Source organism: Luteibacter anthropi, from assembly GCF_023699965.1.
GTDB classification, from domain to species: Bacteria; Pseudomonadota; Gammaproteobacteria; order Xanthomonadales; family Rhodanobacteraceae; genus Luteibacter; species Luteibacter anthropi.
Map to the genome: position 1 here is coordinate 4,586,959 of NZ_CP077072.1, position 23,879 is coordinate 4,610,837.

A 23,879-nucleotide genomic window follows, 5' to 3' on the forward strand; every position below is an offset into this window, starting at 1 on the left:
CATGGCACAAACCCTGCGCATCATTAAGAAGTATCCGAACCGTCGTCTCTATGACACGGAAATCTCGAGCTACATCACGCTGGAGGAGGTACGCCAGCTGGTCCTCGACGGGGAAACTTTCGAAGTCCGCGACGCCAAGTCGGGCGAGGACCTCACCCGTTCGGTCTTGCTGCAGATCATCGCGGAGCACGAGGAGCACGGCCAGCCGATGCTCTCCTCGCAGCTGCTCTCGCACATCATCCGGTTCTACGGCGACTCGCTGCAGGGCTTCATGGGCCCTTACCTGGAACGCAGCCTGCAGGTCTTCCTCGACCAGCAGCAGCAGTTCCGCAACCAGCTCAACAACCTGATGGGCCAGACGCCCTGGTCCATGCTCAACGAGATGACCGAGCGCAACCTCGACGTCTGGAAGTCGATGCAGCGTGGTTTCCTGGACGCCGCCACCGGCCGTCCGAGCGAGCCCGTCCGCCCGGCTCCGACCACCACCCGCACGGGCAAGAAGCCCAGCTGACCTGTCACGCCGCCGCGAGCACTTGCTCCCGGCGGCGCTGCGGCGCACGATGCGCTGCCCCGCAATATCGCGTCCCGGACAAGGCAGCCCATGCCCCGTAACGACATCGCCGTGGTCGGCGCCGGCCTGGTTGGCGCCCTGGTTGCCACCCTGCTCACCCAACGCGGTTTTCGCGTCACTGTCTACGAGAAGCGCCCCGATCCGCGTCGCGCGGGCTTCCAGGGTGGCCGCTCGATCAACCTCGCCCTTGCCGAACGCGGCCTGCATGCCTTGCGGGCTACGGGCCTTGCCGATCAGGTGCTGGCCCAGGCCGTGATGATGCGCGGCCGGATGGTGCATGACCCGGCTGGTCACAGCGGCCTGCAACGCTATGGCGTGGACGATACCGAGGTGATCTGGTCGGTATCCCGGGGCGGGCTCAATACGCTGATGCTCGATGCCGCCGAAGCGGCGGGCGCCACGATCCACTTCGATAAGGGCCTCGCCGCCGCCGACCTCGACGCCGGTACGCTTACCCTGCGCGACGACGCAGGCAACGAACGCACCGTCGAGGCCCCCGTGATCATCGGCGCCGATGGCGCTGGTTCCGCGTTGCGTGCAGCCATGCACCGGCATTCGCCACTGGGCGAGCGCGTGGAAGAGCTGGGTCACGGCTACAAAGAGCTGGAGATCCCGCCGGGCAAGGACCCGGCCACGCCGTTCGCCATCGAGCGCAATGCGCTGCACATCTGGCCCCGCGGTCACTACATGTGTATTGCCCTGCCCAATCGCGAAGGCAGCTTCACCGTCACGCTGTTCCTGCCGAACGACGGCGAGCATCCGAGCTTCCGCAGCATCGCGGGTGCCGGTGCCGCCGAGGCGTTCTTCCGTACCGAATTCCCCGACGCGCTCGCCCTCATGCCCGAGTTCGCCGCCGACTGGTCTGCGCATCCGGTGGGCACCCTCGCCACGCTTTATCTGGATCGCTGGCACATTGGTGGTCGCGCGCTGCTGATCGGTGACGCGGCGCATGCCATCGTGCCCTTCCACGGGCAGGGCATGAACTGTGGTTTCGAGGATGCCGCCGAACTGGCCGAACTGTTCGCCGCGAATCCGGACGACAGCACGGCGGTGTTCGCCGAATTCGAGGCGCGGCGCAAGCCGAATGCCGATGCCATCGCACAGATGGCGCTGGAGAACTACATCGAGATGCGCGACAAGGTGGCCGACCCGCGCTTCCTGCGCATGCGCGAACTCGGCACCCTGCTCGCGCAGCGCTCGCCAAGCCATTACATGCCGCGCTACCGCATGGTCACCTTCACCCACCTGCCGTATGCCTATGCGCTGGAGCGCGGCAAGGCACAGGATGTGCTGGTGGAGCAGTTGCTGCGCGGGCATGACAGCGTGGCGAGCGTCGATATCGACGCAGCGGTACGCACCCTGGAAGCCACCCTCCCCCCGCTCCCGTAGGAGCGCGCCTGCGCGCGACCTGTTACGGAGCGGCACCCCCGGTCGCGCGCGAGGCGCGCTCCTACAAGTGTGAGGCACGCCGGTTCCGTTGCCTCTGTAGGAGCGCGCCTGCGCGCGACCAGTTACGGAGCGGCACCGCCGGTCGCGCGCGAGGCGCGCCCCTACAAGGGGAGACTGTGGCATGGACATTACCGCGCGGGTGCCGCAACAATCGGCGGATGACTCTTGTCGATGCTCCCCTGCTCGAAGCCCGCGCCCTTGGCTTTCTCCGCCAGGACGAGCCCGTGTTCGGGCCGCTCGACTTCGCGCTGCATGCGGGCGAGATCGCCCTTGTCGAAGGTGACAACGGCAGCGGCAAGACCACCTTGATGCGCGTGCTTACCGGCCTGCTGCATGCCAGCGAAGGTGAGCTGCACGTGGCGGGGGATGCTGGCAGCCTGGTTTTCCTGGGCCACCACCTTGGTCTCAAGGCCGATCTCTCCGCCCGCGAAAACCTCGACCTCGCCATGGCCCTCTACGGTCGTCGCAGCGATACGACGCCCACCTCCGCGCTGGCCGAGGTGGGTCTCGCCGGCTACGAGGACGAACCGGTGCGCCGTCTTTCCGCCGGGCAGAAAAAGCGCGCCGCGCTCGCGCGCCTGCTGCTCCTGCCCGCCCGCGTCTGGCTGCTCGACGAGCCCTACGCCAACCTCGACCGCGAAGGCATCGCCCTGGTCAACCGCCTGCTCGCGCTGCATGCCTCGCGGGGCGGCGCGGCCCTGGTGACCAGCCACGGCGCCGTGACTTTCGCGGGCGACGCCCTGCGTCGCATCCGGTTGCACGCGTGAGCCCAGGCAGCACGTCCTCCGCCTGCGTCGCCCTGTTGCGCCGCGACCTGATGCTCGCCTGGCGTCGCCGGGGCGACATCGCCATGCCGGTGCTCTACGCCCTGATCGTCGGCACGCTGTTTCCCTTCGCCATCGGCCCCGAGCCGGCCCTGCTTGCGCGTATCGCATCGGGTGTGGTGTTCGTCACCGTGCTGCTGTCGATCCTGCTCTCGCTCGACGGACTCTTCCGTGGCGACATCGAGGACGGCTCGATGGAACAGCTGATGCTCGCCCCCCAGCCGCTGGCCCTGCTGGTGGGCATGAAGATCCTCGCGCACTGGCTCACCGCCTGCCTGCCGTTGATCGTCGTCGCACCCATGCTCGCGTCGATGCTGCACTTTCCGGCAAGCGCGCTGCCCGTACTGCTACTGGCGCTGCTGCTGTGCACACCCTTGCTCAGCCTGCTCGGTGCCGTGCTGGTGGCGCTGGCAGGCGGTGCGCGGCGCTCTGGTATGCTTCTGGCGCTCATGCTGTTGCCTTTGTGCGTGCCGGTGGTGATATTCGCCGCGGGGGCGGTATCCGCCGCACAACAAGGCCTGCCCTGGGTCGCGCCGATGGCGTGGCTCGGTGCCGGACTGGCAATGGCTGTGGTCCTCGGTCCGCTCGCGTGTGCTGCGGCATTGCGCATCGCGATGGACACATGATTTAAACCCACACGGGCCCGGGAGGCACTTACCGTGAAGGTACGAACAATGACGAGGGCCAATGGCTAACTGGGTTCCGCTATGGCTGCACCGGCTCGGTTCGCCCCCGGTGTTCTACCGCTTCGCGGGTGCCGTGCGCCCGTGGGCCCTCGGCCTTGCACTTATCCTGGGCGCCGTGGCGCTTTACGGCGGCCTGTTCGTTGCCCCTGCCGACTACCAGCAGGGCGATGCCTACCGGATCATCTTCATCCACGTGCCCAGTGCCTGGATGAGCCTGTTCATCTACGGCGCCATGGCCGTGGCCGCCTTCGTCGGTCTTGTCTGGCGGGTAAAGCTCGCTGAAACGGTGGCCATGGAGTCAGCCCCCATCGGCGCCGCCTTCACCCTCATCACCCTGGTCACCGGATCGCTCTGGGGCAAGCCCATGTGGGGCACCTGGTGGACCTGGGATGCCCGGCTCACCTCCGAGCTGGTGCTGCTGTTTATCTACCTCGGCATCGTCGGCCTTTACCACGCCTTCGAAGACCGCCGCCAGGGCGCCCGTGCAGCGTCGTTCCTGGTATTGATCGGCGCGGTCAACGTGCCCATCGTGCATTTCTCGGTGAACTGGTGGAACACCCTCCACCAGGGCGCCACCATCCGCCTGCTCGGTCCGTCGCACATGGATGCGAGCATGGTCTGGCCGTTGCTCACCATGATGCTCGCCACGAAGTGCTACTACGTGGCCAGCCTCTTCGCCCGCGTCCGCGCCGACCTGCTTGCCGCCGAGAGCGGCAAGGGCTGGGTGCGCGACCTCGCCCTCGGTACACAGGAGCGCGCATGAGCGGTTCGCTGGCCATGGGGGCCTACGGCTTCTACGTATGGACCGCCTTCGCGGTCTTCTTCATCGTCCTCCTGATCGATTCGCTGGCGCCCGTCGCCCGGCGCCGCCGCAACCTGCGCGATCTCCGCGCGCGGCTCGTGCGCCAGGAAAACCGCCGCCGGCCCGGAACCCCTTCAAGCAATGAATCCCACCCGTAAGCGCCGTCTGTCCATCGTCATCTCCATCGTCGCCGCCACCACCGTGGCGGTGAGCCTCACCGTGTTCGCATTGCAGCGGAACATGAACTACCTGTTTACCCCGAGCCAGGTGCAGGAAGGCCAGGCCACGCAGTACCCCACCTTCCGCCTCGGTGGCATGGTGAAGGCCGGCTCCATCCAGCGTGCCGGCGACACCCTCAAGGTGAGCTTCATCGTCGTGGACGATGCCGGCGCCATGCCCGTGGAATACACCGGCATCCTTCCCGACCTGTTCCGCGACAACCAGTCCGTGATCGCCACCGGCCGCATGGCCGACGGCCGCTTCATCGCCAGCGAAGTACTCGCCAAGCACGACGAGAACTACATGCCCAAGGAACTGAAGGACGCCATGGCCAAGGCGCACGACAAGCGACACATCGATGCGCCGGCAGACAAGGACGCGAAGAAATGATCCCCGAACTCGGCCAGTTCGCGCTGATCCTGGCGCTGCTGCTGGCGCTCGCGCAAGGCATCCTGCCCATCATCGGCGCCTGGCGTGGCAATGGCGCGTTGATGGCCGTGGCACGCCCCGCCGCCGCGGGACAGGCCGTGTTCGTTTTCGCGGCAATGGCGATCCTCATCCACGCCTTCCTGGCGTTCGATTTCTCGGTGGCCTACGTCGCCGATAACTCCAACCTCGCGCTGCCCTGGTACTACCGGATCACCGCCGTCTGGGGTGCGCACGAAGGCTCGATGCTGCTGTGGGTGTTCATCCTCAACATCTGGTCGCTGGCACTGGCCGCCTTCAGCCGGCACCTGCCCGATGCCTTCGTTTCCCGCGTGCTCGGCGTGCTGGGCCTGATCGGCGTGGGCTTTCTCGCCTTCATCCTGTTCACCTCCAACCCCTTCCTGCGCGAGCTGCCGATGCCGGCCGACGGCGGCGACCTCAACCCCGTGTTGCAGGACCCGGGCATGACCTTCCACCCGCCCGTGCTCTACATGGGCTACGTGGGTTTCTCTGTGGCCTTCGCCTTCTCCATCGCCGCGCTGCTGGGTGGCGAGATGGAGCAGGCCTGGGTGCGCTGGGCACGTCCGTGGACGAACGTCGCCTGGGCCTTCCTCACCATGGGCATCGTCGCCGGTAGCTGGTGGGCGTATGCGGAGCTGGGCTGGGGCGGCTGGTGGTTCTGGGATCCGGTGGAAAACGCCTCGTTCATGCCGTGGCTGGTGGGCGTGGCCCTGATCCATGCCCAGGCTGTCACGGAGAAACGCGGTTCGCTGCCGGCGTGGACGGTGCTGCTGTCGCTGTTCGCCTTTTCGCTGTCGCTGCTGGGCACCTTTCTCGTGCGTTCGGGTGTGCTCACCTCGGTGCATGCTTTCGCATCCGATCCGCGCCGCGGCCTCTACATCCTTGGCTTCCTCATCGTGGTCATCGGCGGTTCGCTGTTGCTGTATGCGATCCGCGCGCCGAAGGTGGCCAATGGCAAGCCATTCTCCGCACTTTCGCGCGAGACCGGCATCATGGTCGCCAACCTGCTGTTCACCACGGCAGCGGCAATGGTGCTGCTGGGCACGCTGTTTCCGCTGATCGGCGATGCCTTCAACCTCGGTCGCGTGTCGGTGGGACCGCCCTACTTCGGTTTTCTCTTCGTGCTGCTCATGGCGCCTGCCGTGTTGCTGCTGCCGTTTGGCCCCTATCTGCGCTGGGGCCATGCCGAAGGTCGCCAGTTGACGACCATGGCCTTGCGTGCCGGCATCGCCGCCGTGATCTGTGCCCTTGCGGCCGCGTGGTTTGCCGACGGCAAGCTGCGTGCCGTTGCCGGTGTAGCCGGTGCGGTATGGGTGGGTGCGGGCACGCTGTCGTACGTGATCAAGCGCTGGCGCGAGATGCCGGCAGGCCGCCGCTATCCGGCGGAAATGGCCGGCATGCTCGTGGCGCATGCGGGCGTGGCGATCTTCCTGATCGGCGTGATGTTGTCCGAATCGCTCAGCACCGAGCGCGACGTGCGGCTCGCGCCGGGACAGACCGAAACCGTGGGCCGCTTCCAGTTCCGCTTCGAAGGCGTACGCGAAACCGAAGGCCCGAACTGGCAGGCCGATGAAGGCGTGGTTACCGTGATGCGCGACGGCAACACCATCGCCACCCTGCATCCGCAGAAACGCACCTATTCGCGCGGCCAGGTGCAGAGTGAATCGTCCATTGATCCGGGCCTGCTGCGCGATATCTACGTTGCCCTGGGCGAACCGATGGATGCGGCCCATCCCGAAGCGGCCTGGGCCGTGCGGCTTTATCACAAGCCCTTCGTGCGCTGGATCTGGCTGGGCGGCCTGTTCATGATGGCCGGCGGCTTTCTGGCGGCGGCGGAGCGCCGTTTCCGTGCGAAGAAGGCACCTGCAGCGGCGCCTGTGGTGGAGAGCGTGGCATGAGTCGCCTGCTGCCCCTGATCGGCTTTCTCGTACTGGTGGCTCTTTTCGGCTTCGGTATCTGGTGGAACACGCAGCACGACCAGCGCGAGATCGTCTCGCCGCTGATCGACAAGCCGGCACCTGCATTCGTGCTGCCCGTGCTCGGTGAGCCCGGGCGCAGCGTGGACAAGGCATCGCTGCTGGGCAAGCCGTATTTCGTGAATGTCTTTGCCAGCTGGTGCATCGAGTGCGTGCATGAACATCCGCAGCTGCTGGGTAGCATGAGGCAGCTTGGATTGCCGTTGATCGGATTCAATTACAAGGACGATCCGGCGGAAGCCACCGCGTGGCTTGCCCAGCATGGCAATCCGTTCGACACGATCGTCGCTGATCGCGATGGTCGTGCCGGCATCGATTTTGGCGTGTATGGCGCACCGGAAACCTTTCTCATCGATGGGCGCGGCGTGATCCGGTACAAGCACGTGGGGCCGATCACGCCTGAGGTGATCGAGGGTGAGATTCGGCCTGCACTGGCGGCGCTGGCGAGGGAGCGGTCGTGAGGCGTGCCGGGATATCCGGTCGCGCGCGAGGCGCGCTCCTACAGGAAACTCGTCGCATTTGCGCGCGACCCTTGCGGCATGGCGGCTTGGGTAGGAGCGCGCCTTGCGCGCGACCGTTACTCGCGCTGGTCTTCCTGCTCGCCCTGTGGCCCGCCCTGTCCCTGGCCCAGGCCATCCAGCCGCTCCCCTTCCGCGACCACGCCGAAGAACTGCGCTTCCAGAAACTCAGCACCGAACTGCGCTGCCCCATGTGCCAGAACGAAACCCTGGCCGACTCCAACGCGCCCATCGCACACGACCTGCGCCGGCAGATCTTCGAAATGATGCAGGCCGGCAAGAGCGACAACGAGATCAAGGCCTACCTCGTCGACCGCTACTCCGACTTCGTGCTCTACAAGCCACCCGTGCGCCCATCCACATGGCTGCTCTGGTTCGGCCCGCTGGTACTGCTTGCCATCGGTGGCGGCGTGGTCTTCGTGCAGGTGCGTCGTCGCGCCCGTCAGCAGACCGGCGCCGTCATCGCACCATCCGACAACGGGGACGACTGGTGACCCTTGCGTTCTACCTGATCGCCGCGGCGATGCTCGCCGCCGCCCTCGCCCTGCTGCTGGTTCCGCTCGTGCGTCATGGACGCAGGCAAGGACGTCCGCGCGGGCCGTTCGTCATCGCGGTCGTCGTCGCCATCGCACTACCGGCTGCCAGTGTGGGCATCTATGCACTGGTCGGCAATCCGCAGACGCTCGCCGGTGTCGAACCGGCGAAGGAACTGACCGTGGACCAGGCCATCACCGGCCTGCGCGACCAGGTGAAGGCACACCCCGACGACGTCACCGCCTGGGTGATGCTCGGCCAGGCCTACGCGATGCTGAAGCGGCCCGCGGATGCACGCGATGCCTTTGACGGCGCACTCAAGGCCGATGCGAAGAACGCCACCGCCATGATCGGCTGGGCCGAAGCCGATTCACTGGTGCGCGACGATCATCGCCTCGACGGCCGCTCGCGCGAACTGCTCGAATCCGCGCTGGCCCTCGATCCACAGAACCAGCGCGCCCTGTGGCTGCTCGGCATCAGCGACTTCCAGCAGGAGCGCTTCGCGGAGGCGTCCGCTACATGGAAAAAGCTGCAACCGCTGCTGGACCCTGACTCGAACGTGGCACGTGCCGTCGCAAAACAGATCGAGCTGGCGGACGAGCGCGCAGCTTCCGCACCACACTGATCACCTGCGTGACATCAACCGGATGATGCCCCACCGATTCCTCCGAGGATGAGGTTCACGCCGGCAAGGAAATCCTCGCGGTCGTCGTGCGCGCTCATGCGCGTGGCGATGCCGCGCGTGAACGGATAGTCGTCCGCATCCAGTTCCGACCACGCTTTCGCAACGTCGGCCAGCAGACTCGCACGATTCATGCTCTGCGCGCGCGCCAGATACATATTGGTCGCATGCTGGCTACCGACGCCGAGGATGTAACTGAGCAAGACGGAGACCGTCGACCACTGCGCGGCCTCAGGCACACCCAGCGCACATACCGACTGGCCCAGGCGTTCGAGGATGCGCACACCCGGCGACTGGCCGGGCGCCATCGTCAGCGCCGAACCGATCCACGGATGCGCCGCGATGGCGTCGAAGACGTCCAGGGCCACCGCACGGATCGTGGCATCGGGGGCAGCCTCGCTGGCGACGCCTTCCAGCGTACGGGCCATGAGGGCATCGCAGGCCGCCGTCAGCAGGTCACTCTTGTCGGCAACGTGCCAGTAGATCGCGCCCGGTCCCGTCGCCAGCCGCTCGGCGAGGGCCCGGAAGGTCAGCCCGGCCTCGCCGCTGGCATCCAGTAGCTCGATCGCGGCGTCGATGATGCGTTCACGGGAGAGGGAGTCCTCGCGACGCTGGGGGTTCGGTTTTCTAGCCATGGCCTATCTTGACATCAATGGAACGACGTTCCAATATTTATGGAACGTCGTTCCATTGAATCCATTCCCATGACTCCTTCCATCGCCATCGTCGGTGCAGGCCTCGGTGGCCTGCTGCTGGCCCAGGTCCTTCGCATGCACGGCATGGCCGCCACCGTTTACGAGGCCGAGGCATCCCCTGCCTCCCGGGGCCAGGGCGGCATGCTCGACATCCATCACGACACCGGACAGCCCGCGCTTGTCGCGGCGGGGCTCGCCGAGGCCTTCCGCTCCATCGTGCATATCGGCGGCGAAGCCGCACGCACCCTCGACAGACATGGCAACGTGCTGCTCGACCAGCCGGACGATGGGCATGGGCAGCGCCCGGAAGTGCCTCGCGGTGACTTGCGGCGCATCCTGCTCGACGCACTGCCTGCCGGCACGGTGCGCTGGGGAAGAAAGCTCACCGGGGTGCTCCGGCAGCACGACGGGCGCCATGCCCTGGTCTTCGCGGATGGCACCAGCGTCGCGGCCGATCTGGTGGTGGGCGCCGATGGGGCGTGGTCGAAGGTCAGGCCGCTGCTGTCCACGGCCACGCCGGCCTATGCGGGACTGTCGTTCGTGGAAACCTGGCTGCACGACTGCGATAACCGCCACGCTGCAAGCGCCCGGGCCGTCGGCAGCGGGGCCATGTACGCGCTGGCGCCCGGCAAGGGCATCATGGCGCACCGCGAGCCGAATGGCGTTCTGCATACGTATGTGGCCTTGCAGAAACCGGAAGCCTGGTTTTCACGCATCGACTTCTCGCGCCCGGCAGAGGCAGCCGCACGCATCGCCGACGAATTCATCGGCTGGGCGCCCGAATTGCGCGCACTGATCACCGATGGCGACGTACCGGCCGTGCTTCGCCCCATCCAGACGCTACCCGCAGGCCATCGCTGGGATCGCGTGCCTGGCGTGACCTTGCTGGGCGATGCGGCGCACCTGATGCCACCATCGGGGGAAGGGGCGAATCTGGCGATGCTGGACGGCGCCGAACTGGCCAGGGCGATCGTTGAGCATCCAGGGAATCTCGATGCGGCGCTGGCGGCGTATGAGGCGGTGCTTTTCAAGCGCAGTGCGATTGCGGCCATCGAGGCACAGGAGAGCCTGGTCACCTTGTTCGGCGATAATTCCCCCCACAGCCTGGTGGCATTCTTCAACCAGCACACCATGTAGGAGCGCGCCTGCGCGCGACCGTTTGATACGAAAACCCCGGCCGTTCTCGCCGCGAACGGTCGCGCGCAAGGCGCGCTCCTACAACAGGCAAGGCGGTCGTGGGGTGGACGCGCTCGACGGGCAAGACGGTCGTGGGGTGGACGCGTTACGCTTCGTGCTTTCCAGGAACGAGCGATTCCATGGGCGACGCACGCCGATACCATGACCTGTCCTCTCCCTTCCGCATGAAACGCGGTGGCGAACTGCATGGCGCACGGGTGGCCTACGAGACCTGGGGCACGCTGACCGAAGCGAAGGACAACGCGATCCTCATCCTCACCGGCCTGTCGCCCAGCGCGCACGCCGCCTCCAACGACATCGACCCGTCACCGGGATGGTGGGAGGACATGATCGGCCCGGGTCGCGCATTCGACACCGATCGTCACTACGTCATCTGCGTCAATTCGCTGGGCAGCGACAAGGGTTCCACCTGCCCCGCTTCGCTGAACCCCGCTACCGGCCTGCCCTATCGCCTCGACTTCCCCGAGCTCTCGCTGGAAGACGTGGCCAATGCAGCCTACGAAGTGGTGACCGGGCTCGGCATCGACACACTCGAATGCCTCACCGGTTGCTCCATGGGCGGCATGAGCGCGCTGGCCTACATGATCCTGCACCCGGGCTCGGTCCGTACGCACATCAGCGTCGATACCGCGCCACAGGCACAGCCCTTCGCCATCGCCATCCGCTCGCTGCAACGCGAGGCCATCCGCCTCGACCCGCAGTGGAACGAAGGCCAGTACGACGGCGAGCAGTGGCCGGAACACGGCATGAGCATCGCGCGCAAGCTCGGCGTCATCACCTACCGTTCGGCCATGGAATGGAACGGACGCTTCGCCCGCATCCGGCTGGACCCCGAGCAACGCGAGGAAAACGAACCCTTCGGCTTCGAATTCCAGGTGGAGTCCTACCTCGAAGGACACGCCCGCCGTTTCAACCGCCAGTTCGACCCGAACAGCTATTTGTACCTGTCGCGCGCCAGCGACTGGTTCGACGTCTCCGAATACGGCGAAGGCGACGTCATGCGCGGCCTGGGCCGGATCGCGGTGGAGCGGGCCCTGGTGATCGGCGTCAGCACCGACATCCTGTTTCCCCTGGAACAGCAGGAAACCATCGCCAAGGGCCTGGAAGCCGCCGGCGCCAGGGTCGAATTCGTGGCGCTCGACTCGCCCCAGGGCCACGACGCCTTCCTGGTAGACATCGAAAACTACAGCCGGGCCATAGGCGACTTCCTAAACTCCCTGTAGGAGCGCGCCTTGCGCGCGACCGGGATAACGAATACGCGCAGCCCACAGCCACCCCACCCGCTCACAAAAGGCGCATCCCCAAAGGGACTGGTATCATCGAAACCGAGCCGCGTCCCCGCGTGGCACCGCTTTGAAGAGGTCAGCACCCATGATCACGGTCGAGTTTCCTGGCTGTCGCAAGCTCATCGATGCCATCGATGCCTCCGTCGCCCAGCCCACCACTCCCAAGATTACCGACACCCTGCGCACCAGCCTCTGCGAGCTGATCCGCTCCCGCGAGGTCGAGCTTCCGGCCTGCGTGTTCGAGACTGCCGGCGACCATTACGCCCGTCGTGAGCTTTACCGCAGCGACGAGCATGGCTACAGCGTGGTGGCCATGACCTGGGGCCCCGGCCAGGGCACCCTCATCCACGACCACAGCGGCATGTGGTGCGTCGAGGGCGTATGGAACGGCGCGCTGGAAATCGTCCAGTACGAGCTGCTCGGCCACGACTCCGACCGCTACCAGTTCCGCCCCGTCGGCTCCATCCAGGCCGGCCCCGGCTCCGCTGGCAGCCTGATCCCGCCGCACGAGTACCACACCATCCGCAACCCCAGCGGCGATTCGGTGGCCGTCAGCCTGCACATCTACTCGGGCCGCATGACCCAGTGCGCCGTGTTCAATCCGGAAGGCGACGACTGGTACCACCGCAGCGAACGTCAGCTGGGTCTCGACCAGGTCCACTGATTCACGCATAATGCCCGTCCCGCGCCGGAATGGCGGAATCGGTAGACGCAGCGGACTCAAAATCCGCCGCCCTTAAAAGCGTGTGGGTTCGAGTCCCACTTCCGGCACCAAAGACGTAGCGATAAAAATCACCAGAATTGCTTTCCGCAATTCTGGTTTTTTTCTGCAATTTTTCCAGGATTGGAAGTCGCGAGCCTTGATACTTGCTCGCTTGGATAGCCGAGCACTCCAATATTGCCGAGCAATGCAGGCGGACGCATTTTCCTTGCATTTTTCGCCTCAACCTATGCCTTACATGGGAATACCTTCGACGACGAAGGCGTCGTCACAAGCGCAATTGTGAAATGAAGGCACGGCCTGCTGGCCCGGGAAGCGTGTCCTTACGATAGACCACATGCATGGGGAGATAGGATTCGCGCGGGAGCCCCTCGATCTTGATCCTCACCAGGGTTCCTGCGTAGAGATCCTTCTTTACCATGTGCAAGGGCATGTGTCCCCAGCCCAATCCTGCGGTCAAAAACGCGTGCTTGGCACCCAGATCGGCGAGGTGCCACGTTAATGGCGAGAGCACGCCGAAGGTTCTGCCTTCGGACAGTGTCGTGCGATCCGTCAGTACAAGCTGTACCTGCTTTTCGAAGTGCTTTCGGCTGATGGGGCCTTTACGCTCGGCGAGCGAGTGTGACGGCGCCACCACTGTAATGAAGGGAAGGTCAATCAGTGGCTCCGAAGCAAGTTCATCGGGTATCACTGGAAGAGAACCCACGATGCCAATACGGCACACACCATCGATCACCGGCCGGATCACACCACCCAGCGCTTCCACATAGACGCGCAAGGATGTGTTGGGGGAAAACTCGCGACAATGCGCCGCGGCGCGCGTGAGCCCCTCCATGGGATACATCACATCGACCACCACTGAGAGCTCGGGCTCCAGGCCGTCCTTCATGGCGCGGGCACGAGCCTTAAAGCTGTCCATCTGATCGGCGACACCTCGCGCTTCGGTCAGTAGCGCCACCCCCGCTTCAGTAAGCCTGGGATAGCGCCCGCTGCGATCGAACAGTGAGACGCCGAGCTGCGCTTCGAGATTGTGCAGCGTCTGGCTCACCACCGATTGCGCGCGGCGCAGTTTGCGACCCGCAGCAGAAAAGCTGCCCTGTTCCGCAGCGGCAATGAACGTACGAAGCTGGTCCAATGTGACGGAGTCGAGCATGTATCGTCCATAACGATGGATTGCATCGAAATATATAGCCTATTCAGATGCAGCACCAGCACCTAGGCTTCGCCCATCGTAGACGAGGGTGCCCTCATGACCGCTGATACTTCATTCCTATACCGTCCCGAACCGGCCGGCGAGCTTGCCAGCCATCCGCGAAAAATCCGCACGATTACAAGCGGCTATCAGCACGGCCCCATTACTCGCCTGGTCAGCCCTTCCGATCTCGGCCAGTGGATCAAGCCCTTTGTTTTCCTTGATACCGGCGTGGTGCCGCCATCGGCCAATCCCTTGTTCGGTATTCACCCGCACTCAGGCATCGCCACGTTGACCGCCGTGCTGGAAGGTCGCGCGGCCTACGAAGATACGACCGGAAAGCAGGGCGAGGTGCAGACTGGTGGGCTGGAGTGGATGAGGGCCGCGGGCGGTGTGTGGCACGACGGTCATATCGTCGGCACGACGCCACTGGAATTCTTCCAGCTGTGGGTAACGCTGCCGCCAGAAATGGAGAACGGCGCACCCGAAAGCCAGAATATTGCGCCGGAAGACGTGCCTGTCGTCGGTCCAGTACGGGTTCTGCTTGGACACTACAAGGGCGCGAACAGCCCGATTCGCGCTCCGACGGGTATCACCTATCTGCATGTTCGCCTGAAGGCCGGTCAGCACTGGCGCTTTGAGCCGAATCCGAACCAGACCGTGGCTTGGCTCGCGCTGCATAAGGGTTCGACCTCGCTGCCTGAGAGCCTTGCTGCCGGCGACCTCGTTATCTTTGAAGAATCCAGTCACGCCATCGACGTAGTCGCCGATGACGACTTGTCCTTCGTATTGGGCGCCGCCGCAAAGCATCCCTATCCTCTGGTGACAGGCAAGTACTCCGTCCACACCAACGTTCACGCACTCGCCCAAGGTGAAGCGGAAATCGCACGAATCGGTCGGGAGCTGCGTGCGACGGGGCGCCTGAAATAGATACCCGCGCCCATCCAATGACCTACCCATCCCGATGAGAGACCGCTCATGAGCACCAAGATCGAAACCGTTTCCAACGTCAACAACACGCCCGCCAAATCGAGGCTTACGATCAAGAGCGCTGCCGAATTGCTTGGTCGTGTGCTGATCGCGGGACTATTCCTGCTTTCAGGCATCGGCAAGATCACGGCCTATACCGCTACCGCAGGCTACATGACCTCCGTCGGCGTACCCGGCGTCGTACTCCCACTGGTGATCATCACCGAAGTATTCGGGTCCATCGCCATCATGCTCGGCTGGAGAACACGAATCGTTTCTTTCCTTCTGGCAGGTTTTACTCTGCTGACGGGCATTTTTTTTCACACCAATTTTTCCGACCAGGTGCAGATGATCATGTTCATGAAGAATGTATCGATCACGGGCGCCTTCCTGCTGCTGACCGTCAATGGCGCGGGCCCGCTCAGTCTCGACAATAAGCCGCGCAAATGATCTTCACCCATACATTCCGTCGATAATCTATCGGGTTACACCTCATGAGCTATGCCATCATCGGAGCAGGCGCCCTCGGGGGCGCCCTTGCCAAGCAATTTGCGCGCGGCAAGATTAAAGCCCTCATCACACATCGTCGCGGGCCAGCTTCGGTTCAAAGTGAACTGGAGGCGCTCGCTCCGATCGTGAATTCCGTGGACGTCACCGACGCGCTAGATGCCGAAGTGATCATCCTTGCGGTGCCGTTCGGAGCCATTGGTGATGTCGCTGAACTACGCAGTCATTGGGCCGACAAGATCATAGTGGATGCCACCAACGCGATCGACTTCCCAGGCTTCACGCCAATGGATCTTGGCGGTCGGCCATCCAGCCAGGTTGTGGCAGCGCAATTCAACGGCGCCAAGGTCGTCAAGGCTTTCAATACGCTACCCGCTCCAGTGCTCGCAGAAGATCCGAGCCTGCGTTATGGTCATCGCGTGATTTTCATTTCAGGTGACCATCACGATGCCAACATGCAGGTTGCGTCGCTCGTTATCTCACTTGGCTTCAGCCCCATCATCCTGGGTCGTCTCGCCGAAGGTGGTTTGCTGCAGCAGTTCCGAGGCCCGCTTGGAAGGCATAGCCTGATCAAGCAACATTAAGCCGCCCTCTTCCTTGTCGTCGGTAATTCCGAAAATTGGCGCCGTGAATACAACGAGGAGCGGCCGGCAAGGGTGGATTTCATAAGTCCTTGCGAAGAAAAACGCGTGCTGTCCCCTCGGGGTAGCACGGCACCTCACCAAACACGACCCAGCCATGGCGCCGATAGAATTCGGGCGCCTGGAACGTAATCGTGTACAGCACGGCCGAGCAACAACCACGGCGCCGGCCTTCGGCCTCCATCGCTGCGAGCATGCGGCTGCCTAAACCACTCCCGCGCAAATGCGCCGGCAGATAGAAAAGATCGATAAAAAGCATGCCGAGCGAGGTGCGGCCGGTAACTCCGCCTTGCACCTGGCCTGTTTCAGGGTCGATAGCAAGGACGGCAAGTGGCTTTCGATCTGCGATGCCCGTAGCCGCTATGTTGAACTCATCGAGTGCCCCGGAAATCTGCGCCAGGACATCCTCACCCGGATCGTCGGTAACGACGATATCGATATTCTCAGCCATTTATGGCTCCTCTTCCCAAGCCCGTATCCCGTTACTGTACCTGCGGCGCCGCGCTGCCTGCGGGGGAAGATAATGCCCGCGCCCCAGAATGGAGGCGGCAGGCGTTACGTCGCGCGCATGGCAGGTATCCACATCCCCACACTTGCGCAATAGGCACCGTACCCTGTCACCAAGGCCGCAACGACAAGCAAAGCAGCCACCCCCCAACGAATCAGCACACCCCTGGACTGCTCTGCCCTGAAATAGAGTTCGAGCAGCGCCAGCGGCGCGAGCCATTCACAAAGCGACAGTACGATCAGTGCCGGACCGCGCATGGTGGCCGGATCGAAGCCGACCAGCCCCTGGTTGATGGCGATCCATCCAGCCAGGCTGATGCGAAAGAACCACACGCCCGCCGCCAGCACGAAAACCCGAAGTGCCCATCGCCTGTGAGTACGAAAATCACGCCTCGAGGCAGCAACCCACGCGAATGCGCTGCATGCGATTAGAAGCACCCCGTTGATAGCCACATTGCCGTTCTGCGAAGCTCCCGCAAACCCGCGATTGAAAGCAAGCATGCCAAGGCCGGTCACGCTGACGATCAATACCGTGGTGAGATATACACGGCCGTTCCAGTGATGGAATCGAGGCGCGACGCGACGTAGCACCGGAAGCAATTGCAGTGAGCCACACATAGTGACCAGGGCCGCGAGCAGGACATGTACGGCAACCATGAGGTTACCAGGCGTTTCACCCTGGACATAACCCGACGGCCAGACCCGGTTCCATGCCGCGGTTTGACCATGAATGGAAGCGACCGCATACGTGGCAGCGATATACGCCCCGAAAACCAGCTGTCCTAGCACCGCGACCATGCACCAGGTGGTCGCTGCCATCCGCAACATATCGATCCGAACGGTGCGGATGCGAGTAGTCGATTCCTGAGCGCTTATATCCATGCAAACTCCACTCAGGCTACGGGTAATACGGCGGACCGGGATGATTGCGTATTGGCGGATAGCCACATGGGAAGCGAAGCCTCAAAAGCCGCGACCATACGATGAAAACTACGATCCACATCGACGGGAAGACCGAATCCGCCAAGCTCCTGAAGGGTAACGAATCCGTGCAGCGCCGAACGCAATGCTCGCAAGGCATCGATCGCATCGTCACCATCCAGGCCGTAGCCAGAGAATACCGAAAGAAAAATTCCGGCGAGTTCATTTGCCGCCGTGGTCATTTCCGTGTCGCCCGGAACGGGCGCCCGCTGCAAGGATGCATACCGGCCTGGATGTGCCCTGCCCCATTCTCGATAGGCTGAGCAAAGCGCAAGCACTGCATCACCGCGAGAGCGACCGATGGCAGCGCGGGAAAGCACGACGGCAAGTTCCGAAAGCGCTCTTAATGCGATGGAACGATTCAGATGCTGGACACTGGAAATATGCTTGTACAAAGAAGGCTGGGCTACGCCCAGGCGTGCCGCCAGTGCCGATATCGTCACCGCCTCCAAACCGACGGCATCGGCAAACTGCCCGGCTTCCGATACGACGCGTTCGTGAGTGAGGCCAGCCCTAGGCACGGTGGGTCACCCTGTCTGCAAATCGCGCGATCGCGTGACCAACCAGGATCGGCTGCTGCGACTGCGGATAGTGTCCACTGTCCGCAACCATGACGACTTCGGCGGAAAGCGCCGTACCAGTCCAGGTCGCTTCGGCCTGCGGATCAGGGAAATCCGGGTCGAGTTCGCCCATCAGGACCAGTGCCGGCGCGGTGACCTCCGGCAGCGCCTCCTCTGCTGCCTTGTGACGTGTCCGGGTCGTGAGCGAAAGCGCTCGCGCATAACCTGGCCGCTTCAATGCGGCCACGACCTTGCCGAGGTAGTCGGCAAAATCATCGGGCTTCGCGCCTGCGTAAAGCTTCGGCAGGAAGGCCTTCCATGTCGTCGCAGCCCAGAGCGGTGCCATGGCAATTCGCATCACCGCACGCATGACCGGACTCACGCGGGGGTCGCGTACATAGCCTCCGATCAGCACCAGGCCGCTGACGAGTTCCGGACGTGTGGCCGCCACCAGCACTGCCGATCCCGCCGCCATCGAATTGCCGACGATCAGCGCCGGACCACCAAGCCGGGTGATGAGCGCCACCATGTCGGCCGCCGTGGCTTCGTCGCCATATCCACTGAAGGTAGCGTCGCTATCGCCATGGCCACGCAAATCCATCAGGACGACGCGATAACCCGCCTCCAGCAGCCGGGGGACGATCTTCCGGTAGCTCGAACGCAGCTCGCCCATGCCGGGCACGCAGAGGACCAGAGGACCATCGCCAGCCACTTCATAGGCAATTCTGCCCTGAGGGGTATCAAGCCTCAGAAGCTGGGAGGTGTGACTGGAGCCGCTCATATCAGTGCCTTCACGCATGGGAATCTCATATCCCCCAAAAGCTATATATTATTCCTTTTATCGTCAATCCCAGCCACCTCGGAGTAATCGGGCCAGCTGCTCGGAGACGAAAAGCCTGGATAACCCAGGCCTCGACCCTGCCCGCTGTACCCAAAACGACCGCGGCGTATCATGAGGCCACACGACACATCGCAGGTGCCCCATGGTCTTCCGAGATCCTGATCCGGTTCGCGCGTCGATCGCCCCGAGAATCCGGTATGCCGGCGCAGTCGTCGGCATACTGGCCACATGCGGTGTCGTGCTGCTTCTGCCCTTCCTGCTCCACACTTTCGGCTTGCAGGTGTCGACCGCCTGGGGGTTGGGCAAGCTCGCCGCCCCCATCTGCCTCGTCGGCAGCATTCCCGGATTGCTGTTCGCTCGCCAGATCTTTCAGTGGGGCGGTTCATTCGGGTTGATTGGCTGAAGCCTCCCGGGACAGGCGTCACCTCAGATCGGGCACATTCCCGAGGCGCTGCAAGAGCACCGGCGCTCCGTATTCGCCCGTGGCTAGATCAGCCTGCTGACACCAGGCGATCACTCCGTCACACGTGGCGCCCAGGGTCTCAACACGATGCCGGGCCTGGTCGGCGCTGCCGCAGGCAAACCCGGGAAGTGCCGTGAAGCGATTCCGCTGGCCATCGGCGGCGCGAAATCCCTGGACGAAGTAAATGGTGTCCTGCATATGGCCTCCATCAGAAGGCGGCCATGCTGAAGTAGCGAGGTCTCATCCGTCGCGACTGTGCCAGCCAGGGCTTGCATGCTGTCGCACGCGAATGCTCCGCGATCTCCTTCAAACGCAGGTTATTGCCCCTGCCCGGAACCAGGCACCCGGCCGGCAACGGGCCTGGGCGGGGGGAACGCCCCAATCATTAAACTTCTGTAATGGATTTTTTAACAAACAACATCAAAATGACACGAAAACAGCGATATGCTGCTGTCCACGGGCGCCCCAACCAAAATGACTTTCTGAGGCCATATGGTCCGTCAACTTGTGGTGCCCGCATGCCTTCTGGGTATGTCTCTGCCTGCCCTGGCCACATCCACCCTGACCGTAGGTGCCGATCGCTTCGATGCGACACCTGTAAAGCCCCCGCACAAAATGGGCCCTCTCTGCTGGCCTACCCAGTATTCCCGGGTAGGTCGGACGGACATCATTTCCGACTATAAAGGCCATCGGTTCCTCTTCAACAAGGGAGATGGCTGGAAGTCTTCGCATGTCACGCTCAAGGGCGCACATACCATTTACCCGGCGCCATGGGGTGGCTACATCACGGCGGATACGGAATCCAACGCGATCCTCTCGCTGGATTCACTGACGGCAGACCGCCCCAAAAGCATCAGCAACATCAACGGAAAGGCCCTCAACCGGCCTCATGACCTCGTGATCGACCCCGTCTCCAAGTATGTATACCTGCTGGACGGCAGTCGTCGGTTGATCCGGTTCAAGAGCCTGTCAGGCCCGTTCGAGGAGATGAGCTTTCCGTTCTCCGACATGAACTACGCGCGCTCGTTGTCCCTGATGGAAGATCATGTCTACGTAGCCAATTCCAGCCGCGGAAGCATGATCCGCATCGATGATTTTGCCCACGCCAAGTACACCATCATCCACTCCCGTCGCAACGAGAACGATTATGCGGCTGGTGCATACGGCCTGAGCGGACTCGTCCTCAATAGTGTTACGAAGGCAAACGGCCGTTACTTCGCCACCAATTACTTCACGACATCGTATGCCCAGGGAAAAGACCCCGACGCCATGCGGCTTATCTCGTGGCGCTCCTGGAAGGATTTTCAGCGAGGCCGCTTCGAGGATCTCAGCCACCTCATTCCCCGGGGCCGGGTGCCGTACACCGTGTCGGTGTCTGGCCGGCGGCTGATGCTTACCTATTTCAACCACGAAAAGCCATGCGATGGCGATGGCGCCATGGTGATCGACATGCGCCTGCCACTGGATAACGCGGTCAATTGATCTTTCACCATCGGACGTCGAAACGAAAAATTTTCACCTATATGAAATTCATTTCACGTTTCGTCCGCATCCTGTGGATACTTGCCTCTCCTATGGTTCGTGCTTATTTTCCAGGCACGACGATGAGGAAGCCGGGCATGGGCGATACCTTGGCGACAATCGATCCGGCAAGGCCTCCCCTCAAGCTGGGGCGGGCCTTTCTCGAAGGGATCAAGACCCTGCGCAACGACCTGGGAAATGTTCGTTGTGCAGCGCCCCCGACCGACGAGAACGACCCGGTTGCAGAGCTGCATGCGCCCGTCCACGACGCACGCTGATCAATTAACGTGGCAGCAGTTGCGAAACCCAGTCGATGAAGACCCGGAGTTTCGCGCTGACATGACGATTGGGGGGAAAGGCGACGTACATGGGCATGGCATCGAGTCGCCAGTCCTCGAACAACGGCATCAGGTCGCCTCGCGTCACGGCTGCTTGCGCCATATACCCGGGTAGCCAGAGCACCCCCATGCCGGCCAGCCCGGCTTCAAGGTAAGCGTTGCCATCGTCCACTGAAAGCACGTACCGGCCATGTACCTTTACGTGCTCCTCCCCGCGATGCATGGCATAGGGAAAGGGTTTGCCGCTGCGAGCCCATCGAAACCCAACGATACGATGATGGGTGTCTTCCAGGTCCGTCGGATGCGCGGGCACGCCAGCGCGCACGAGATACGCTGGCGCTGCGAAGACGCCCAGTTGCAGGTCCCCAAGTCGCCTTGCCATCAGTGACTGATCGACAAGCTCACCACCACGTACCACGCAGTCGACACTCTCATCGATCAGGTCGACCATCCGGTCGCTGACGCCCAGGTCCAGCTGGATGTCTGGATAGCGCGCATGGAAGGCCGGCAGCGAGGGAATCAGGACCATGCGGGCCCATGGGCTTGGCACATCCACCCGAAGCCGGCCGCGTGGCGACGTCGAAGCGCTGGAAAGGCTCGTTTCTGCGTCGTCCAGATCGGCCAGCAGGCGCATGGCGCGCTCGTAGTACAAGGCGCCGTCGGCGGTGACATTCACCTTGCGCGTGGTGCGATTGAGCAGTTTTACGCGCAAACGCGCTTCCAGCTGTTGCACGAGCTGGGTCACCGTGGTCTTGCTCATGTGCAGGCTTTCGGCCGCACGGGTGAAACTGCCGGTGTCCACCACGCGGACGAAGGCCTGCATTGCGTCGAAACGATCCATCGGGCCTCCGGGTGTTTTCGATTGTCCGCATTCTACAAACGGTGATGGACAGAGTTGCCTGTTTATCCCTTCCGGGCTGGCACCTAGATTGCCTTCATCGCCACAACCGGTCCGGATGCGGACCCATGAAGGAATACCCATGCAGCATCGCGACGTCGTCTTTCCCCCCGGCCGCCAGGCCCTCTATGAACGCAATCGTTACTCACCGGCCATCCGCTCCAACGGGTTCCTGTTCGTCTCCGGCCAGGTAGGCAGCCTGGAGGACGGTTCGCCCGAGCCGGAGCTGAAGGCCCAGGTACGGCTCGCCTTCGACAACCTCAATGCCATTCTTGAAGCTGCCGGCGGCTCGTTCGACGACGTGGTGGACGTGACCATCTTCATGGTCGATCCCCAGGACACCTTCCAGGCGATCTGGGACACCCTTCCGGCCTACTGGGGTGAAGCCCCCCACCCCACACTCACGGCGGTGGGCGTGACCTGGCTGTATGGCTTCCGTTTCGAGATCAAGGTGATTGCACGGGTGCCGGGTGGCGACCACTGAGGACATCGTTCGTGCTGTCATCCACGCGTCCACGATGCGCCGTGCGCACGATGGCGGCGACGATGTCATCGTGCAGCGCCACAGGCAGGTCGTGCCCCATGCCGTCGATCAGCATGAACTCCGCGCCGGGGATGGACGCCGCCGTATCGGCGCCGCACGCCGGCGGAATCAGCGGATCGGCGCTGCCGTGGATGACAAGGGTCGGCGCGCGGATAGCGGCATTCCCGGGGCGAAGATCGCCGGTCGCGGCAATCGCCGCGATCTGGCGTGCAAAACCCGCTGGATCATACGCACGACGAAGTTCTTCGCGCACGATGTTTCGATGGGCCTCTTCGTCGAACGGTCGGTTCGTGCTTGCGATGCGCCTGGCGAAGGCGCTGCTGTGCGCGAGATAACTTGCTTCGTCTTCCGATGGATGGGGTGCGGGACGCATCATCAAAGCCATGACATCGGGTGCGGTCTGCGGCAACGAAGGATTGCCCGTGCTCGACATGATCGAGGTGAGCGAGCGGACGCGATCGGGCCGTGTTCCCGCCATGAGCTGGGCAATCATGCCGCCCATGGAACGGCCCACGACATGCGCTTTCCTGATCGACAGGCCATCGAGCAGCCCGATGGCATCGGCTGCCATATCGTGCAGTGTGTATGGCACGTCCGGACGTTTCCCCGCTGCCGCTGCGGCAGCGAGTGCTGCGAAATCGGGAACCGGATGCCGGGACAGATGCGTGGATAAACCTGCATCGCGATTGTCGAAGCGGATCACACGAAAACCCTTCCCGACAAGGCGCGCACAGAACGCATCGCTCCAGCGGATCCTCTGCGCGCCAAGCCCGGAAATCAGCAGGATGGCTTCATTGTCTTCGGAACCGAAGCTGTCGTAGTCCAGGGTCATGCCATTGGTCGTCATGCCAGCCATGCGCCCTCTCCTTCCGTCAGGACGTTGTGTTCCATCGTGGTCATGGGCAGCAGGCGCGAGTCTTCGACGGCGGCCATGCGATGTCCCATGCCGGCGAGATAGGCCGGGTTGCCGGCGAAGGCGAGAAACGATTCCACGCTGCTCTGCTGCACCAGCATCACGAGATCCCAGCGCTCTTCCGAAGGGCCGATAAGGAAGTTGCCTCCCTTGCCGAGGAACAGCAGATCGCCACCACTCTCGTGAAGGAACGGCAAGGTGTGCCGGATGTAGCGATCAAAAGCTTCAGCGCCCGTGATCGCTTCCCGGGGTGCCAGGTGCGGATGCGCCGAATAGTCGGCGACCTGACGGAAACGCAGCAGGTTCAGCATGACGACGCTGCCTTGCAGGCCGCGCATCACGAAGGCACGACCCGCTTCCTGGGTCGGTTCGAGGTAAGGGGAATTCATTCGCGTCT

The 23,879-nt window shown here is 63.3% G+C and carries 31 protein-coding genes and 1 tRNA gene; 22 read left to right on the plus strand and 10 right to left on the minus strand.

Annotated elements, in window-relative coordinates:
* Position 1 precedes the first annotated feature (1 nt).
* From phaR to KR767_RS19470, 11 genes are all read left to right on the plus strand, one after another.
* Positions 2-511, plus strand: a complete 510-nt coding sequence (gene phaR, locus KR767_RS19420; protein WP_166949056.1) for a polyhydroxyalkanoate synthesis repressor PhaR — start codon at positions 2-4, stop codon at positions 509-511.
* 90 nt (positions 512-601) lie between these two features.
* Positions 602-1,960, plus strand: coding sequence for an FAD-dependent oxidoreductase (locus KR767_RS19425; protein WP_250877485.1), 1,359 nt, complete (start codon positions 602-604; stop codon positions 1,958-1,960).
* Between the two features lie 218 nt (positions 1,961-2,178).
* Positions 2,179-2,787: a heme ABC exporter ATP-binding protein CcmA gene (gene ccmA / locus KR767_RS19430; RefSeq protein ID WP_166949052.1), complete on the plus strand. Its 609-nt coding sequence runs from the start codon at positions 2,179-2,181 to the stop codon at positions 2,785-2,787.
* A gap of 50 nt (positions 2,788-2,837) precedes the next feature.
* A complete protein-coding gene (gene ccmB / locus KR767_RS19435) occupies positions 2,838-3,470 on the plus strand; it encodes a heme exporter protein CcmB (RefSeq protein WP_250879190.1) in 633 nt (210 codons plus the stop codon).
* 61 nt (positions 3,471-3,531) lie between these two features.
* Positions 3,532-4,293: a heme ABC transporter permease gene (locus KR767_RS19440; protein ID WP_166949048.1), complete on the plus strand. Its 762-nt coding sequence runs from the start codon at positions 3,532-3,534 to the stop codon at positions 4,291-4,293.
* A complete protein-coding gene (gene ccmD / locus KR767_RS19445) occupies positions 4,290-4,490 on the plus strand; it encodes a heme exporter protein CcmD (RefSeq protein ID WP_166949046.1) in 201 nt (66 codons plus the stop codon). Before KR767_RS19440 ends, ccmD begins: the two co-directional genes overlap by 4 nt.
* Entirely contained in the window at positions 4,474-4,941 is a 468-nt protein-coding gene (ccmE, locus tag KR767_RS19450) for a cytochrome c maturation protein CcmE (RefSeq protein WP_166949043.1), read from the plus strand. The genes ccmD and ccmE overlap by 17 nt, the downstream gene beginning before the upstream one ends.
* Positions 4,938-6,896, plus strand: a complete 1,959-nt coding sequence (locus KR767_RS19455) for a heme lyase CcmF/NrfE family subunit (protein ID WP_250877486.1) — start codon at positions 4,938-4,940, stop codon at positions 6,894-6,896. The genes ccmE and KR767_RS19455 overlap by 4 nt, the downstream gene beginning before the upstream one ends.
* Positions 6,893-7,435: a DsbE family thiol:disulfide interchange protein gene (locus KR767_RS19460; RefSeq protein ID WP_166949039.1), complete on the plus strand. Its 543-nt coding sequence runs from the start codon at positions 6,893-6,895 to the stop codon at positions 7,433-7,435. The genes KR767_RS19455 and KR767_RS19460 overlap by 4 nt, the downstream gene beginning before the upstream one ends.
* A gap of 86 nt (positions 7,436-7,521) precedes the next feature.
* Complete coding sequence (locus tag KR767_RS19465; protein WP_284732859.1) at positions 7,522-7,986, plus strand: cytochrome c-type biogenesis protein; 465 nt, start codon at positions 7,522-7,524, stop codon at positions 7,984-7,986.
* Complete coding sequence (locus KR767_RS19470; protein WP_250877487.1) at positions 7,983-8,651, plus strand: tetratricopeptide repeat protein; 669 nt, start codon at positions 7,983-7,985, stop codon at positions 8,649-8,651. The genes KR767_RS19465 and KR767_RS19470 overlap by 4 nt, the downstream gene beginning before the upstream one ends.
* A 14-nt stretch (positions 8,652-8,665) precedes the next feature.
* On the opposite strand, the gene KR767_RS19475 is transcribed toward KR767_RS19470, so the two are convergent.
* Positions 8,666-9,343 carry a TetR/AcrR family transcriptional regulator gene (locus tag KR767_RS19475; RefSeq protein ID WP_250877488.1) on the minus strand — a complete coding sequence of 226 codons (678 nt, stop codon included), beginning with the start codon at positions 9,341-9,343 and terminating at the stop codon, positions 8,666-8,668.
* Positions 9,344-9,412: 69 nt separating this feature from the next.
* Here KR767_RS19475 and KR767_RS19480 point away from each other — a divergent pair, with 69 nt between their 5' ends.
* The 4 genes from KR767_RS19480 to KR767_RS19495 all read left to right on the plus strand — a co-directional run bounded on the left by KR767_RS19480 (position 9,413) and on the right by KR767_RS19495 (position 12,660).
* Positions 9,413-10,540 (plus strand): FAD-dependent oxidoreductase, encoded by a 1,128-nt coding sequence (locus KR767_RS19480; RefSeq protein ID WP_250877489.1) that lies wholly within the window; start codon positions 9,413-9,415, stop codon positions 10,538-10,540.
* A 179-nt stretch (positions 10,541-10,719) separates the two neighbouring features.
* On the plus strand, positions 10,720-11,823 hold the full coding sequence (gene metX, locus KR767_RS19485) for a homoserine O-acetyltransferase MetX (protein WP_250877490.1): 1,104 nt from the start codon (positions 10,720-10,722) through the stop codon (positions 11,821-11,823).
* A gap of 148 nt (positions 11,824-11,971) precedes the next feature.
* Entirely contained in the window at positions 11,972-12,550 is a 579-nt protein-coding gene (locus KR767_RS19490; protein WP_250877491.1) for a cysteine dioxygenase family protein, read from the plus strand.
* 23 nt (positions 12,551-12,573) lie between these two features.
* Positions 12,574-12,660: transfer RNA gene (locus tag KR767_RS19495), tRNA-Leu, on the plus strand.
* 215 nt (positions 12,661-12,875) lie between these two features.
* Here the strand turns inward: KR767_RS19495 and KR767_RS19500 are convergent.
* On the minus strand, positions 12,876-13,760 hold the full coding sequence (locus KR767_RS19500; protein WP_250877492.1) for a LysR family transcriptional regulator: 885 nt from the start codon (positions 13,758-13,760) through the stop codon (positions 12,876-12,878).
* A 96-nt stretch (positions 13,761-13,856) separates the two neighbouring features.
* On the opposite strand from KR767_RS19500, the gene KR767_RS19505 reads away from it, so the two are divergent.
* The 3 genes from KR767_RS19505 to KR767_RS19515 are packed head-to-tail and all read left to right on the plus strand — an operon-like array spanning position 13,857 to position 15,859.
* A complete protein-coding gene (locus KR767_RS19505; protein ID WP_250877493.1) occupies positions 13,857-14,729 on the plus strand; it encodes a pirin family protein in 873 nt (290 codons plus the stop codon).
* Positions 14,730-14,777: 48 nt separating this feature from the next.
* Positions 14,778-15,218 (plus strand): DoxX family protein, encoded by a 441-nt coding sequence (locus KR767_RS19510; protein ID WP_250877494.1) that lies wholly within the window; start codon positions 14,778-14,780, stop codon positions 15,216-15,218.
* 44 nt (positions 15,219-15,262) lie between these two features.
* Positions 15,263-15,859 (plus strand): NADPH-dependent F420 reductase, encoded by a 597-nt coding sequence (locus tag KR767_RS19515; protein WP_250877495.1) that lies wholly within the window; start codon positions 15,263-15,265, stop codon positions 15,857-15,859.
* Positions 15,860-15,938: 79 nt separating this feature from the next.
* Here KR767_RS19515 and KR767_RS19520 read toward each other — a convergent pair whose 3' ends face one another.
* The 4 genes from KR767_RS19520 to KR767_RS19535 form a co-directional block, all read right to left on the minus strand.
* The gene (locus KR767_RS19520; RefSeq protein WP_250877496.1) at positions 15,939-16,367 is read right to left on the minus strand and encodes a GNAT family N-acetyltransferase; all 429 of its coding nucleotides are present in this window, start codon (positions 16,365-16,367) and stop codon (positions 15,939-15,941) included.
* A gap of 104 nt (positions 16,368-16,471) precedes the next feature.
* Positions 16,472-17,305, minus strand: a complete 834-nt coding sequence (locus KR767_RS19525; protein ID WP_250877497.1) for a DUF2306 domain-containing protein — start codon at positions 17,303-17,305, stop codon at positions 16,472-16,474.
* A gap of 11 nt (positions 17,306-17,316) precedes the next feature.
* A complete protein-coding gene (locus tag KR767_RS19530; RefSeq protein WP_250877498.1) occupies positions 17,317-17,925 on the minus strand; it encodes a TetR/AcrR family transcriptional regulator in 609 nt (202 codons plus the stop codon).
* Positions 17,918-18,763, minus strand: a complete 846-nt coding sequence (locus KR767_RS19535; RefSeq protein ID WP_250877499.1) for an alpha/beta fold hydrolase — start codon at positions 18,761-18,763, stop codon at positions 17,918-17,920. Before KR767_RS19535 ends, KR767_RS19530 begins: the two co-directional genes overlap by 8 nt.
* 184 nt (positions 18,764-18,947) lie before the next feature.
* Here KR767_RS19535 and KR767_RS19540 point away from each other — a divergent pair, with 184 nt between their 5' ends.
* The gene (locus tag KR767_RS19540; protein WP_250877500.1) at positions 18,948-19,208 is read left to right on the plus strand and encodes a hypothetical protein; all 261 of its coding nucleotides are present in this window, start codon (positions 18,948-18,950) and stop codon (positions 19,206-19,208) included.
* Positions 19,209-19,226: 18 nt separating this feature from the next.
* Here KR767_RS19540 and KR767_RS19545 read toward each other — a convergent pair whose 3' ends face one another.
* Entirely contained in the window at positions 19,227-19,466 is a 240-nt protein-coding gene (locus KR767_RS19545; RefSeq protein ID WP_250877501.1) for a hypothetical protein, read from the minus strand.
* Positions 19,467-19,799: 333 nt separating this feature from the next.
* Here KR767_RS19545 and KR767_RS19550 point away from each other — a divergent pair, with 333 nt between their 5' ends.
* Both KR767_RS19550 and KR767_RS19555 read left to right on the plus strand, forming a co-directional pair.
* On the plus strand, positions 19,800-20,750 hold the full coding sequence (locus KR767_RS19550; RefSeq protein ID WP_250877502.1) for a hypothetical protein: 951 nt from the start codon (positions 19,800-19,802) through the stop codon (positions 20,748-20,750).
* Positions 20,751-20,791: 41 nt separating this feature from the next.
* Positions 20,792-21,067 carry a hypothetical protein gene (locus KR767_RS19555; RefSeq protein WP_250877503.1) on the plus strand — a complete coding sequence of 92 codons (276 nt, stop codon included), beginning with the start codon at positions 20,792-20,794 and terminating at the stop codon, positions 21,065-21,067.
* Between the two features lie 4 nt (positions 21,068-21,071).
* Here KR767_RS19555 and KR767_RS19560 read toward each other — a convergent pair whose 3' ends face one another.
* Positions 21,072-21,968 (minus strand): LysR family transcriptional regulator, encoded by an 897-nt coding sequence (locus tag KR767_RS19560; RefSeq protein ID WP_250877504.1) that lies wholly within the window; start codon positions 21,966-21,968, stop codon positions 21,072-21,074.
* 139 nt (positions 21,969-22,107) lie between these two features.
* On the opposite strand from KR767_RS19560, the gene KR767_RS19565 reads away from it, so the two are divergent.
* Positions 22,108-22,509, plus strand: coding sequence for a RidA family protein (locus tag KR767_RS19565; protein ID WP_250877505.1), 402 nt, complete (start codon positions 22,108-22,110; stop codon positions 22,507-22,509).
* Here KR767_RS19565 and KR767_RS19570 read toward each other — a convergent pair.
* Both KR767_RS19570 and KR767_RS19575 read right to left on the minus strand, forming a co-directional pair.
* Positions 22,472-23,425, minus strand: a complete 954-nt coding sequence (locus tag KR767_RS19570) for an alpha/beta fold hydrolase (protein ID WP_250877506.1) — start codon at positions 23,423-23,425, stop codon at positions 22,472-22,474. The genes KR767_RS19565 and KR767_RS19570 overlap by 38 nt on opposite strands.
* Positions 23,413-23,871, minus strand: coding sequence for a DUF1330 domain-containing protein (locus tag KR767_RS19575; protein WP_166948868.1), 459 nt, complete (start codon positions 23,869-23,871; stop codon positions 23,413-23,415). Before KR767_RS19575 ends, KR767_RS19570 begins: the two co-directional genes overlap by 13 nt.
* Positions 23,872-23,879 lie beyond the last annotated feature (8 nt).